We start from the raw sequence: 13,219 nt of genomic DNA on the forward strand, positions 1-13,219 counted from the left end.
ATGACGCAATTTGCCGCCACGATGTGCTGGGTCGCCGGACTGGTGATCTGGTTCATCATCCGCCTCCCCCACCAGCGCCGCGCCCGCAAGCATGCGATCGTCGATTCCCGCAATCGCGGCGGCCAGCAGACGCTGGTGGCGATCTCGGTCGTCGGCCTCGGCCTGGTTCCGGCCTTCTGGGCGCTGACCGGGATGGGCGCTCCGAGGGGGGCCAACCTGCCCTTCTCGCCCGCCGTCGCCTATGCCGGCATCGTCGCCGTCATCGCCTATCTCTGGTTCTTCTATCGCAGCCACAAGGATCTCGGCCACAACTGGTCGGCGACCCTGGAGATCCGCGCCAAGCACACGCTGGTGACGAGCGGCGTCTACCACTATGTCCGCCACCCGATGTATGTGTCGTTTTGGCTGATGGCGATAGCACAGGCGCTTTTGCTGCAGAACTGGTTCGTCGGCCTCGCTGGCATCGTCGGCGTCGGCATCCTGTATTTCTTCCGCGTGAAGAAGGAAGAAAAACTGATGCTGGACACGTTCGGCAGCGTCTATCGCACCTATGCGAGCAAGACCGCCCGGCTGATCCCGTATATCTACTAGGGGCTCAGGTCCCTTACCCAACCCTCTCCCGCAAGCGGCGAGGGCTTTTCCGCCGATGTCAGGCGACGAGGCGCGGGAGGCTCCCTCTCCCGCGCGCGGGAGAGGGCTGAGGTGAGGGGCTGCTACTTCGCGGGCGCGTTCATCGCCGCGAGCAGCTTCGCGCCGTTGTTCTCGAACATCTTGAGATAGGTCGGCGCCGGGCCGTCCGGCGGCGACAGCGCGTCGGAGAACAGCTCGCCGCCGATCTTGACGCCGGTCTCGCGCGCGATCTGGTTCAGCAGGCGCGGATCGGTGATGTTCTCGGCGAACAGCGCCGTGATCTTCTCCGCCTTGATCTGGCGGATGATCTTGGCGACGTCGGCGGCCGAGGCCTCGCTCTCCGTGCTCACGCCCTCCGGCGCGACGAACTGGATGCCATAGGCATCGGCAAAGTAGCCGAAGGCGTCATGGCTGGTGACGATCTTGCGCCGCTCGGCCGGAACCCTGGCGAATTCCGCCTTGAACTTCGCGTCGATCGCCTTCAGGGCCGTCGCCAGCTCTTCCCCCTTGGCCTTGTACTCGGCCGCGTTCTCCGGGTCGGCGGCGGAGAACCCGGCGACGATGTTCTGGACATAGAGCACGCCGTTCAGCGGATTCTGCCAGGCATGCGGATCGACGCTATGCGAATGGCCTTCATGCGCGGCATGATCGTGGCCGTCATGGTCATGCCCCGCCTCGGCCTCGGCCTCCGGCTTGTCGTGGTCATGCCCCTCTTCTTCCTCCGCGCCGGTCCAGGCGATCGGCTTGACGCCTGCGGTGGCGATGACCTTCTCGCCCTTGAAGCCGGAGACGTTGATCAGCCGGCCGAGCCAGCCTTCGAGGCCGAGGCCGTTCTCGACCAGCACCGCCGCGCCGCCCATCGCCTTGGCGTCGGCCGGGCTCGGTTCGAAGGTGTGGGCGTCGCCGTTCGGGCCGACCAGCGTGCGGACCTCGACATGGTCCCCGCCGATCTCGCTCGCGAGATCGCCGAGAACCGAGAAGGTCGCGACGACCTTGAGCTTGTCGGCCGCCTGGGCCGGCAGCGCCGTGCTCAGGGCAAGCGCCGCCGCGATGAGCCAAAGACTTGACTTCATTGGGTAGTTCTCCTGCATTGGAAACGTAGAATTCAGCCCCTCAGGTGCCTTGCGCGCAGGGCCTGGCTGGCAAAGCTGCCATGGCGGCCCGCGAGTATGGAGAGAGCGTGGATCGCACCGGCCGCCAGGATGATCGCCGGCGAGGTCGGCAATTCGGCGTGATAGGAAACCAGCAGGCCAACCAGCGACGACACGATGCCGATGATGGCGGAGGCGACGATCTGGCCCGGCACGGTCTCGCTCCAGAAGCGGGCCGAGGCGGCGGGAAGGACAATCAACCCCACCACCATCAGCGTGCCGAGCGCATTGAACCCGCCGACCAGATTGAGCACGACCAGCGCCAGGAAGAGGAAATGCGCGAGGCCACCGGCGCCGCCGACGCTCTTCAGGAAGCCGGGATCGAAGCATTCCGCGACCAGCAGCCGGTAGATCAGCGCCAGCGACAGCAGCGTCACCGTCGCGATGCCGCCGATCAGGTAGATCGAGGGATCATCCAGCGCCAGCACGTTGCCGAACAGCACGTGCAGCAGGTCGATGTTCGAGCCTTTGATCGAGACGATCATCACGCCGAGCCCGAGCGAGACGAGATAGAAGGCGGCAAAGCTCGCATCCTCGCGCAGCGGCGTGGTGCGGGCGATGGCGCCGGCGCCGAGCGCCACCAGCAGGCCGGCCGCGACACCGCCCACCGTCATCGCGAACAGCGAGAAGCCGGACAGGAGGAAGCCGATCGCGGCACCGGGCAGGATTGCATGCGCCATCACATCGCCCATCAGGCTCATGCGGCGCAGCACCAGGAACACCCCGATCGGCGCGCCGGAAATCGATAGCGCCAGGCAGCCCATCAGGGCGCGGCGCATGAAGCCGAATTCGATGAACGGCCCGAAGAGAAGATCATAGAGGGCCATCAGGCAGGCATCTCGCACAGCTCGGCATTGTCTTCGAACGCCTCGTGCAGATGCCGGGCACGGGCGAGATTGGCGTCGGTCATCACCTCGGCCGTCGGCCCCCAGGCAACTTTCTCTCGCGCCAGAAGCAGGGTTTCGGGGATGCGCTCGCGCACGATGTCGAGGTCGTGCAGCACGGTGACGACCGTGCGGCCCTCGCCATGCCAGCTCTGGATCAGCGCCAGCAATTCCTCCGTCGTGCGCGCGTCGATCGCCGTGAACGGCTCGTCGAGCAGGATCAGCCGGGTGTCCTGCAGCAGCAGCCTGGCGAACAGGGCCCGCTGGAACTGGCCGCCCGACAGCGTGCCGATGATCCGATCCTCGAAGCCAGTGAGGCCAACGGCGGCCAAGGCCGCCTCGACCGCGCCGAGCTGCCTGCGGCCGATCGACGAGAAGATGCCGGCCTTGCGCCACAGGCCCATGGCCGCGACGTCGAGCACGCGCATCGGAAAGGAGCGGTCGAGCGCGCTCTGCTGCGGCAGATAGCCGATATCGGAGCGGCCGACGCCGTCGAGCGCGATACGGCCGCTATCGGGCTTGATCAGGCCGACAATGCCCTTGAGCAGCGTCGACTTGCCGGCGCCATTCGGCCCGAAGATCGCCGTGAACGAACCCGGCTCGAACGAACCGGAAAGATGATGCACCGCCGGATGGCGCCGATAGGACAGCGTCAGATTATCGAGGCGGATGGAGGGAGCGTTGCGTTTCAGCATGTCGGTCTCAGGAAATCGCCCAGAAGATGCCGATCCAGATCAACCCGATCAGCAGCACCGCGATCACCAGGCGCTCGATCGCCGAGGCGAGAAACATGGAATGCTTGTAGGCGCGCGGAATGGCGACGGCATCGTGCGGCGCGGCGTGCACATGGCCGGCGGAATGCGCATGGCCGTGGCTGTGACCATGATGGTGATCCTGCCCCGGTGCCGAGGCGGGGATCGTCCCGCCCTTCGCCGCTATGCCTGGAATCACGTTTGCCATGGCTGGTTCGTCCCGCTGCCGATTGCTCGACGTTATGTTATATCATTTCACGCGATGCAAGACCCGCATGGCGAATTTTTCCAGCCGGCCACGGCAACAGAGTCGCAGGGCCGCGCTGCGCTCCGACGCCATGTGCATCACGAAGACTGTCGGCCCCGACTCGTAGCCGCAAAGTCGAGCTTGCCAATTCCGCAAGGCGATCAAGAACTCAGCGGCAGAGCAGGCTCAAACACTGGAATTAGAATAATTTCAAGGTGTTACATATTCTTGACTCATCTGGCCAAGAGGTCCAAACGTCGCCCATCCGCGCCACGATCGGTGGACGCTTTAACAACAGGTGCTGCCTGTTGATTGGAGTGGACGATGGATTTTGCCTTCCCCCGCGCGCTGCCGCATCCGGCCCGGCGCGCCTGTTCCAAGGATATGCGCTGATGGCGACGCGCCTGCCCTGTGGATCCCCCAGCCGCTATCTCGAGCGGCAACCGGAAAAGCTGGTTGTCGAGGGCCTGCGCCGCTGGATGCAGGGCTGCGAGCGCGGTTCGGCGACGTGCTGGGAACTGGCCGCGAGCCTCTACGCCGAGGAGCTGGGTTCGGCAGACGGACGGCGCGTCCTGGGCGCGCTGGCGCATTGGGTCGAAGCGCTGCGCAGCTGGATGGACCGGCCCGCCGGCCTGTCTCCCTCGCACTGCCCGCGCCTTTGCCTCGACGAATGCTGTGCCGTCTCGATGATCGCCGCTTGCCAGAATGATGACGAAGGCAGCCTGCTCGACGCCATGGAGCGGCTGATCCTGCCGGAGGGCCATGCCGAGGTCGTCCGAGCCACCCGGATCTTCGCCGAAGCCCTCGCCGATACCGGCCAGATCCTCATCCCGGTCCCGCAGGCCGTGATCCACGAGATCGCCACCCGCCCCTGCCGCCGGCTGTTTCACTGAATTCACCGCACCCATTCACGCACGGAGACGATTGTGAACCTCAAGAAGATGCTTCTCGCCGCCACGGCGGTGCTTGCCCTTTCGGGCGCCGCGCCGGCCCTGGCCGCCGACGCCCCGGCCGCCAGCGCCGTGCTCAAGACCTATGGCGATATCGCGCAGGCGAAGTATGAAGACGCGCTGGCCGGCGCCAAGGCCCTGAACGTCGCCGTCGACGCGCTGATCGCCAACCCGACCGACGCGACGCTGGCCGCCGCCCGCGACGCCTGGAAGGCTTCGCGCCCGGCCTATCAGCAGACCGAGGTCTACCGCTTCGGCAATGCCATCGTCGACGATTGGGAAGGCCGCGTGAACGCCTGGCCGCTCGATGAGGGTCTGATCGACTATGTCGACGCCAAGTCCTATGGCGACAGCTCGGATTCGAACCCGCTCTATGCCGCCAACGTCATCGCCAACAAGACGCTGCAGATCGGCCCGGACAAGGTCGACGCGACGGTGATCAACGCCGATCTGCTGCACAAGCTGCAGGAAGCCGGCGACGTCGAGGCGAATGTCGCCACCGGCTATCATGCGATCGAGTTCCTGCTCTGGGGCCAGGACCTGAACGGCACCGGCCCGGGCGCCGGCAACCGCCCCGCGACCGATTTCGACACCAAGAACTGCACCAACGGCAATTGCGATCGCCGCGCCGCCTTCCTGAAGGCAGCGACCGACCTGCTGGTTGCCGATCTCGAAGAGATGGCCGCCAACTGGAAGGCCGATGGCGAGGCGCGCAAGCAGCTTGCCGCCAAGGGTGACGAGGGCGGCCTCGCCACCATCCTCACCGGCATCGGCTCGCTCTCCTATGGTGAACTGGCCGGCGAGCGCATGAAGCTCGGCCTGATCCTGCACGATCCGGAAGAGGAGCATGACTGCTTCTCCGACAACACGGCCAACAGCCACTATTACGACCAGGCCGGCATGGTCGCCGCCTGGCAGGGCAAGTACACCCGCACCGACGGCACCACGGTCGAAGGTCCGAGCATCCGCGACCTCGCGGCTGCCAAGAACGCAGACGCCGCCAAGCGCGTCGACGACGCGCTGGCCGTCACCACCGCCAAGATGCAGGTTCTCAAGGACACGTCCGACAAGGGCGAGGCCTACGACCAGATGATCGGTGCCGACAACGCAGCCGGCAATGCCATCGTGCAGGCGGCGATCGACGGCCTCGTCGGCCAGACCCGCGCGGTCGAGGCCGTCGTCGCGGCGCTGGGCCTGAAGATCGAGGTCGAAGGTTCCGACAGCCTCGACAACCCGGCCGCCGTCAACGCCGAGTAACGGTCACAATTGGTCCCTATTGCGGACCGCAATTCCGGCGTGGCCACCTTCCGTGGCCACGCCACCAGAGCCCCTTATCATGATCTCGCGCCGTTCCATCCTTTTGGGTTCCGCCGCCATGGCAGGCTCCGTCCTGTTTGGCCGCCCGGACCGCGCTCCGGCCTTTACCCGGCCGCTGCCGCCCACGGCCGCGATCGGCGCGGAGAGCGTCGTATCGATCGAACTGAAGGCGGCGGAGCGCCAGCTTTCGCTCCCCTGCTTCGACGGCAAGAGCCTGCCGCTCTGGACCTTCACCGACGCGGCGCAGCCACCCGTCGTGCGGCTAAGGCTGGGCCAGCGCCTCAACACCCATCTCGTCAACGGGCTGACCCGGCCGGGCGAGCATGTCTCGATCCATTGGCATGGCATCCGCCTGCCCAACGACCAGGATGGCGTGCCCTATCTGGTGCAGCCGCCGGTCGAGCCAGGCGAGAGCTACGACTATTCCTTCGTGCCGCCCGACACCGGCACCTTCTTCTTCCACACCCACTGCAACTCGGCCGAACAGCTTGGCCGCGGCCTGTTTGGCGTCCTGATCATCGAGGGCGACGCGCCGGAGCCGTATGACGCCGACGAACTGGTGGTGCTGAAAGACTGGCGCATCGACGAGGCCGGTACCGGCTTCCTGCCCTTCCTGACCCAGGAAGGCGCCGGCAAGGCCGGCACCTTCGGCACGGTGCGCAGCGTCAACGGCGCCATCCGGCCCGACATCCCGCTGCCGGCCTCCGCCGATGTCCGCCTGCGCATCGTCAATGTCGACCCGACCCGCCTGACGGAGATCGGCATCGAGGGCGCCGAGGCCGCGGTCGTGGCGATCGACGGCATCGCCTGCCCGCCCTTCCCGCTCCGCTCCTGGCGCATGGGACCGGCAATGCGCGCCGACCTGATCGTCCGCACCCCGGCCGATGGCGGCACCGCGACGCTGGTCGATTATTTCGCCGCGAAGCCGGTGCCGCTCGCGCGGCTCGTCGCTCAGGGGCCGGCGCGCCGGCAGGGGCCGTTCGATCCGGCGCCGCTCGCCGCCGGCCGGATTCCCCCGCCCGATCTTGCCAACGCGACTCGGTTTCCGATCACCTTCTCCGCCACCGCCACCGGCGCGGCCGTCGCGGATCTGGTCGCAGACGGTGCGCCGCTCGGGCCGCTTTGCCTTTCGGAGAGCAATCTCTGGGCGATCAACAAGGCGTCCTGGCCGAGCGACATGCATCAGATCCCGCCGCCCATGACGACGCTGGAGCGCGGCAAGACCTATATTTTCGAGCTGCGAAACGTCACGCCGCACATGCACCCGATCCATTTGCACGGCCACAGTTTCAGCGTGCTGAAATCGAACCGCCGCGACCTGCCGGAGCATCACGCCGACACGGTGCTGCTGCTGCCGAAGGAGCGGATGGAAATCGCCTTCGTCGCCGACAACCCCGGCAAATGGATGCTCCACTGTCACATCATCGAGCATCAGGAGACCGGCATGATGGCGTGGTTCGAGGTCGCGTGAGGATCGCGCCGATGCGCCTGCGCCACGCCGTTCTGGCGCTCGCTTTGTTCACGGCAGTGCCGGCGATCGCCACGGCCGATGGCCTGGACGGGGCGATCGGGAAGGCGCTGTTCGACCGGATCTGGGTGCAGGCGCCCTCCTCGACGCTCGCCAATGACGGGCTGGGGCCGCTGTTCAACGAAAAGAGCTGCGCCAGTTGCCATTCCGGCAAGGCCCTCTCCGCCAAGCTCACCGTGAAGCCGGACGGCACACTGGCCCATCGGGGTCTGGCGACGCGCCTCGGCGATGCCCATGGGGTCACCGACCCGGTCTATGGCCGCCAGATCCAGCCCCGCGCCGTCTCCGGCCTGATCAGCGAAGGCACGGTTACCTATGCGCTGCCGGACGTTCCCGGCGACCCGCTCGCCGTCATCTTCGCGCCGAGCCGCGGCGATCTTGCGCCCGACACCCGCCTTGGGCCCCGCCAGGCGCCGTCGCTGCGTGGCATCGGCCTGGTCGAAAAGGTGGACGAGGCCGCCGTGCTGGCGCTCGCCGAACGCAACAGGACGCATCCCGACGGCATTGGTGGCCGGCCGCACTTGGTGCAGGTCGACGGCAAGCCGGTGCTCGGCCGATATGGCTGGAAAGCCTCCGCGCCGAGCCTGAGCCAGATGACCTCCGACGCCTTCATGCTCGATATCGGCATGTCGAGCCCGCTGGCGCCCTTCCCGCATGGCGATTGCACGAAGGCCGAGCCCGATTGCCTCGCCGCCCCCGACGGCCGAAGCCCGACCTTCGACAATGAAGAGATCTCCGGCGAGATGGTGCGGCTGCTCAACGCCTATCTGAAGAGCCTCGCCGCGCCGAAGCCGGTCGATCCGCCGCCGCCGGGCGCCGCGCTGTTCGCTTCGGCCGGCTGCGCCGCCTGTCATGTGCCGGATCTGCCGGCCAAGGGTGGCGGCACGGTTGCGATCTACAGCGACCTGCTGCTGCACGACATGGGCCCCGGCCTGGACGACGGCGTCGGCGAACCGGGCGTCGCCTCGTCCGAATGGCGCACGGCACCGCTTACCACCCTCGCCTTTCGCAAGGATGCCGACCGACGCTACCTGCATGATGGCCGGGCCGGCACGCTGGATGAGGCCATCCGTGCGCATGGCGGCGAAGCCACGGCCGCGAAAACACGCTATGAAGCCCTTGTGGCGGCCGACCGGGCCGCGCTCGTCGCCTATCTGGAAACGCTATGATCGCGATCACCAAACGCCTGCTGCTGCTGTCGCCCCTGCTGCTCGCGGCGCGGCGCGCCTTCGCGCAATCCGGCGACGCACCGGCCAAGCCGGGCCCCAGCACGGAAGCGCTGGACAAGGTCGCGAAGAAGGCGATCGACGATTATTTCATCCCCTCCTACGAGGCGCTGCGCGACGCGACGGCCAAGCTGGTCGCGGCGATGGGCGAGAGTTGCAAGACCCCGACCGCGGCGCCGAGTGAAGCGGTTCGCGCCGCCTTCACCGCCGTGCTGCAGGCCTGGGCGCATGTCGATTTCCTGCGCTTCGGACCGATGGCGGAAAAAGTCCGGCTCGAGCGCTTCTCCTTCCTGCCGGATCCGCATGGCACCGGCGCGCGCCAGTTGCGCCAGATCCTGGCGAAGCCCGATCCCGCGCTCCTCGAACCCGGCGCGATCGCCAAGAAGAGCGCCGCCGTGCAGGGCATGCCGGCCTTCGAGGCGCTGGTCTTCGGCGCTTCCGACGCCGCCGAGACCTCCGCCTATCGCTGCCAGCTGGCGCTTCGCATCGCCGAGAACCTCAACCTGATCGCCACCGAGGCGGTGACGGAATGGACCCGTCAGGGCGGCTGGCGCGATCTGATGCTGAACCCGGGCGGCGCCAACATCGTCTATCGCGACGCGACCGAGCCGCTTGTCGAGATCCTGAAGGCGGTTGTCACCGGCCTGCAGCAGATGCGCGACCAGCGCCTGCTGCCGGCGCTGGGCAAATCGATCGAGACGGCAAAGCCCGGCCGTGGCGCCTTCGTCAAATCCGGCGAGAGCTTCGCCTATCTGAACGCGTCCGCCGATGCGATCGACCGGCTGGTCGAACGCTCCGACGTGTTCACCCTGACGCCTGCCCAGGCCGCGACGCTGCTGGCCGCCACCGAAGCGGCGATGACCGATTTCCGCCAGTCGATCGATGTCGGCAAGCCCTGGCCGGAGGCGCTGGCCGACCCGGCCAGCTATGCCCGGTTGCAACATGCCTTCGAGGTGCTGAAGACGGTCGAGGACATCTTCAATTTCCGCTTCGCGGAGGCGGCGGGCATCTCGCCAGGGTTCAATGCGCTCGATGGCGACTGAGGCGACCGGCATCCGCGCACTGGCCGGGCGCGCGCTGCGCGCGATCCTGCCCTTTGCCCGCGAGGAAGGCGGCGCGACGGCGCGGCAGGTTTTCGTCTCCTCGGTCCGCGTCGGCCCGCGCCAGCACGAACTGCTTCTCATCGACGAGCGGGGTGCGGCGGTCGGCCGGATGAAGCTCGCCGGCCGCGCGCATGACATCGCCGTCGATCCCGAGCGCAAGCGTCTCGCCGTCTTTGCCCGCCGGCCCGGCTATTTCGCCGTCATCGTCGATGCTGAATCCTGCACGCCGCTGGCGACGATCACCCCGCCCGAGGGGCATCATTTCTTCGGTCACGGCATCTTTTCCGCCGATGGCCGCCTGCTCTACGCCACCGAGAACCGCTTCGGCGACGATCGCTCGCGTGGCGTCGTCGGCATCTATGATGCGAGCGGCGAGAGTTATCAGCGCATCGGCGAATTCGAGACGCATGGCGTCGACGCGCATGAAATGCTGCTGGCCGGCGATGGCCGCACGCTGGTGATCGCCAATGGCGGCATCGAGACCCACCCGGACTATGGCCGGCAGAAGCTGAACCTGGCCGAGATGCGCCCCTCGATCGTCCGCATCGACAGCGACACCGGCGATCTGCTCGACGAGACGGTGCTGGATAGCTCGCTCAACCGGCTTTCCATGCGCCACATGACCTTCGACGGCGCGGGCTCGGTGTGGTTCGGCTGCCAGTGGGAAGGCGAGCGCGGCGTGCGCCCGCCTCTGGTCGGGCGGATCGGCAGGGACGGCAAGGCGACGCTGATGGCCTTTCCGGACAAGGTCGCGACACTGGCGCGCAACTATATCGGCTCTGTCGTGGCGAGCCGCGACGGCTCGACCATCGCCACATCGTCGCCGATCGGCGGCCAGGTGTTCTTCTGGGATGCGACGAGCGGCGATTTCCGCGATTGCGTGGCGCTGCCGGATGGCTGCGGCATCGCGGCGACCGAGGGCGAAGCGTTTCTGGCCACCGCCGGCGACGGCCGCGTCATGCGCGCAAGAAACGGCAAACTGACACCGGTCGCACGGCGGGAAGCGCAGTTCGACAATCACCTGCGCCGGATCTGAGGCCGGGCACGGCATATTTACCTCTCCCTGAGGGAGAGGCCGACGGCCGAAGGCCGGCGGGTGACGGTTTACGGCCTATCCGCCTTGGCGCTTCAAGGGGTGCCGGCAGTTCTATCCTGCGGGTTCCCTAAACCTCACCCGGAGCTTCGCTCCGAGCTCGCCCTCAGGGAGAGATGAAGGATAGAGAGCCCTCGATCGAGCGCCCTACTGCGCGTGCACCGCCGCTAGCCGGCGTTCCTCATCGACGATGTAGTCCCGGATCACCGGGACATCGTCGCGCTGCTTGGAAAGCAGCATCTGGAACACGAAGTTCGAGCCATGCAGGAAGCCGAGCTCGACCGAGGCCAGATAGAAATCCCACATCCGGCAGAAGCGATCGCCCATCATGGCGACGGCCTCCTCCCGCTTTGCCTCATAGGCGAGCCGCCAGTCGCGGATCGTCCAGTAATAGTGCAGCCGCAGGCTCTCCATGTCGGCGCACCAGGTTCCCGTCCGCTCCAGCGACGCGAACACTTCCGACAGCGCCGGAACATAACCGCCGGGGAAGATGTACTTGCGGATGAACGGCGCGGTGGTCCCGGGCGGCGACATCCGGCCGATGCAATGGACGAGCGCGAAGCCGCCCGGCTTGGTCAGGCGCTGGATGGTCTCGAAGTAATTGTCGAAATTCGAGACGCCGATCGCCTCCATCATGGCGATCGACACGACGCGGTCATAGCGGCCTTCGAGATGACGATAGTCCTGCTCCAGGAAGGTCACCTTGTCGTCGACGTTTTCTTCCAGCGCCCGCGCCCGCGCCACGCCGATCTGCTCGGGCGAGAGGGACACGGAGGTGACGCGCACGTCGTAGTTGCGGGCCAGGAACGTCGCGAGCGCGCCCCAGCCGGAGCCGATTTCGGCAATATGCATGCCCGGCTCGAGCTTCAGCTTGGCGGCGATGTGGCGAAGCTTGTCGATCTGCGCCTGGTGCAGCCCGACATCCGGCGCCGTATAATAGGCGCAGGAATAGGTCATCGTGTCGTCCAGCCAGAGTTGGTAGAACTTCGGCGGGATATCGTAGTGATGCTTGATGTTTTCGGCCGCGAGCGGGATCGTGTTGCGCTGCTGGCTGCGGCGCAGGGTCCGCCAGACCTTGCGCAAGCCCTTCTGGATCGGATGCGCCGCGAGCCCGCTGCGATTGACCGAGAACAGCGATAGCAGGTCGAACGCCGTGCCGCCGTTCTCGACCGTCATCCGCCCGTCCATATAGGCTTCGGCGGTCTTTAGTTCGGGATTGAGGAAGATCTCGCGCTCGACCTTCTTGTCGGCAAAGCGGATGGTGACGTCGGGACCGTTTTCGCCGGATCCGAAAACGTGCCGCTTGCCCTCGTGATCGAGCACGGTGAGGCGGCCATTGCGCACGAACCGCTTCAGCAGATGAGATAACAGGCGCATGCGTACTCCCCCGTCCGACGACTGGGATCAAAGCGGCTCGATGGCGTTTGTGCAACCGGAAAGCGTCGTCCCCGGCCGGTAGACGGCTTTACCGCCCGGCAAGCGCCGGCAGGTGCGCAACCCGCTCGTGCCGCCATGCATTGGGACATTAGCCGCACCACACGAATGCCCCGCTTTTGCTGGACATTCGGATCGTCGTGCCCCAGATGTGCAGAACCCACCCATGACCTCCCCAAGGCTTCACTTCTGATGGATTTTGTAGCTGCCGAGCTGGTCGCGCTCGCGACCGTCGTCCTCATCGACCTAGTCCTTGCCGGCGACAATGCGATCGTCGTCGGCATGGCGGCCGCTGGCCTTCCCAAGGACGTGCGCAAGAAGGCGATCATCGTCGGCATCGCGGCGGCGGCGGTCCTGCGCATCATCTTCGCGCTGTTCGCGACCAAGCTGCTCGGCATCATCGGCCTGACGCTGGCCGGCGGCATTCTGCTGCTCTGGGTCTGCTGGAAGCTCTGGCGCGAGATCCGTACCGACCATGACGCGGAGGCCGCCGAGCGGGAGGCGGCGATCGCCAGCGCCGAGGGCGCGCCGGGCAAGACCTTCAAGCAGGCCATTACCCAGATCATCGTCGCGGACGTGTCGATGTCGCTCGACAATGTTCTGGCGGTGGCCGGCACCGCGCGCGAGCATACCTGGGTGCTGGTTATCGGCCTGGTTCTGTCGGTGGCGCTGATGGGCGTCGCCGCCAATTTCGTCGCCCGCCTGCTGAAGCGGATGCCGTGGATAGCCTATGTCGGCCTCGCCGTCATCGCCTGGGTCGCCTTCAAGATGATCTTCGACGGCGGGCTGGAAGTGTTCCACTTCGCCGATGTCGCCGGGGTGTTTTGAGCGCCGCGCGCGCCCATCCCCCGGCGCTGCCGCTGGCAGCCATTCTCACCGCCTTTGCCTGGAGCTTTGCCGAGGC

At 66.7% G+C, this 13,219-nt stretch carries 13 protein-coding genes; 8 read left to right on the forward strand and 5 right to left on the reverse strand.

Going from position 1 to position 13,219, the window contains the following annotated elements:
- Complete coding sequence (locus tag OSH10_RS02150; RefSeq protein WP_266329840.1) at positions 1-591, forward strand: protein-S-isoprenylcysteine O-methyltransferase; 591 nt, start codon at positions 1-3, stop codon at positions 589-591.
- A 122-nt stretch (positions 592-713) separates the two neighbouring features.
- Here the strand turns inward: OSH10_RS02150 and OSH10_RS02155 are convergent, their stop codons facing one another.
- The 4 genes from OSH10_RS02155 to OSH10_RS02170 are packed head-to-tail and all read right to left on the reverse strand — an operon-like array spanning position 714 to position 3,625.
- Complete coding sequence (locus OSH10_RS02155) at positions 714-1,703, reverse strand: metal ABC transporter substrate-binding protein (RefSeq protein WP_266329841.1); 990 nt, start codon at positions 1,701-1,703, stop codon at positions 714-716.
- Between the two features lie 32 nt (positions 1,704-1,735).
- Positions 1,736-2,608 carry a metal ABC transporter permease gene (locus OSH10_RS02160; RefSeq protein ID WP_266329842.1) on the reverse strand — a complete coding sequence of 291 codons (873 nt, stop codon included), beginning with the start codon at positions 2,606-2,608 and terminating at the stop codon, positions 1,736-1,738.
- Positions 2,608-3,360, reverse strand: coding sequence for a metal ABC transporter ATP-binding protein (locus OSH10_RS02165; protein WP_266329843.1), 753 nt, complete (start codon positions 3,358-3,360; stop codon positions 2,608-2,610). Before OSH10_RS02165 ends, OSH10_RS02160 begins: the two co-directional genes overlap by 1 nt.
- Before the next feature lie 7 nt (positions 3,361-3,367).
- Entirely contained in the window at positions 3,368-3,625 is a 258-nt protein-coding gene (locus tag OSH10_RS02170; RefSeq protein ID WP_266329844.1) for a hypothetical protein, read from the reverse strand.
- A gap of 431 nt (positions 3,626-4,056) precedes the next feature.
- On the opposite strand from OSH10_RS02170, the gene OSH10_RS02175 reads away from it, so the two are divergent.
- The 6 genes from OSH10_RS02175 (at position 4,057) to OSH10_RS02200 (ending at position 10,824) form a co-directional block, all read left to right on the forward strand.
- Complete coding sequence (locus OSH10_RS02175; RefSeq protein WP_266329845.1) at positions 4,057-4,557, forward strand: hypothetical protein; 501 nt, start codon at positions 4,057-4,059, stop codon at positions 4,555-4,557.
- Between the two features lie 48 nt (positions 4,558-4,605).
- Positions 4,606-5,871 (forward strand): imelysin family protein, encoded by a 1,266-nt coding sequence (locus tag OSH10_RS02180; RefSeq protein ID WP_266330364.1) that lies wholly within the window; start codon positions 4,606-4,608, stop codon positions 5,869-5,871.
- A gap of 118 nt (positions 5,872-5,989) precedes the next feature.
- A complete protein-coding gene (locus OSH10_RS02185) occupies positions 5,990-7,402 on the forward strand; it encodes a multicopper oxidase family protein (protein ID WP_266329846.1) in 1,413 nt (470 codons plus the stop codon).
- Between the two features lie 11 nt (positions 7,403-7,413).
- A complete protein-coding gene (locus OSH10_RS02190; RefSeq protein WP_266329847.1) occupies positions 7,414-8,628 on the forward strand; it encodes a di-heme oxidoredictase family protein in 1,215 nt (404 codons plus the stop codon).
- Entirely contained in the window at positions 8,625-9,728 is a 1,104-nt protein-coding gene (locus tag OSH10_RS02195) for an imelysin family protein (protein ID WP_266329848.1), read from the forward strand. Before OSH10_RS02190 ends, OSH10_RS02195 begins: the two co-directional genes overlap by 4 nt.
- Positions 9,718-10,824 (forward strand): DUF1513 domain-containing protein, encoded by a 1,107-nt coding sequence (locus OSH10_RS02200; protein WP_266329850.1) that lies wholly within the window; start codon positions 9,718-9,720, stop codon positions 10,822-10,824. Before OSH10_RS02195 ends, OSH10_RS02200 begins: the two co-directional genes overlap by 11 nt.
- A gap of 204 nt (positions 10,825-11,028) precedes the next feature.
- On the opposite strand, the gene OSH10_RS02205 is transcribed toward OSH10_RS02200, so the two are convergent.
- Positions 11,029-12,258, reverse strand: a complete 1,230-nt coding sequence (locus OSH10_RS02205) for an SAM-dependent methyltransferase (RefSeq protein WP_266329852.1) — start codon at positions 12,256-12,258, stop codon at positions 11,029-11,031.
- 249 nt (positions 12,259-12,507) lie between these two features.
- On the opposite strand from OSH10_RS02205, the gene OSH10_RS02210 reads away from it, so the two are divergent.
- Complete coding sequence (locus tag OSH10_RS02210) at positions 12,508-13,143, forward strand: TerC family protein (protein WP_407660648.1); 636 nt, start codon at positions 12,508-12,510, stop codon at positions 13,141-13,143.
- Positions 13,144-13,219 lie beyond the last annotated feature (76 nt).

Origin of the sequence: Kaistia defluvii, from assembly GCF_026343955.1 — a bacterium.
GTDB classification, from domain to species: Bacteria; Pseudomonadota; Alphaproteobacteria; order Rhizobiales; family Kaistiaceae; genus Kaistia; species Kaistia defluvii.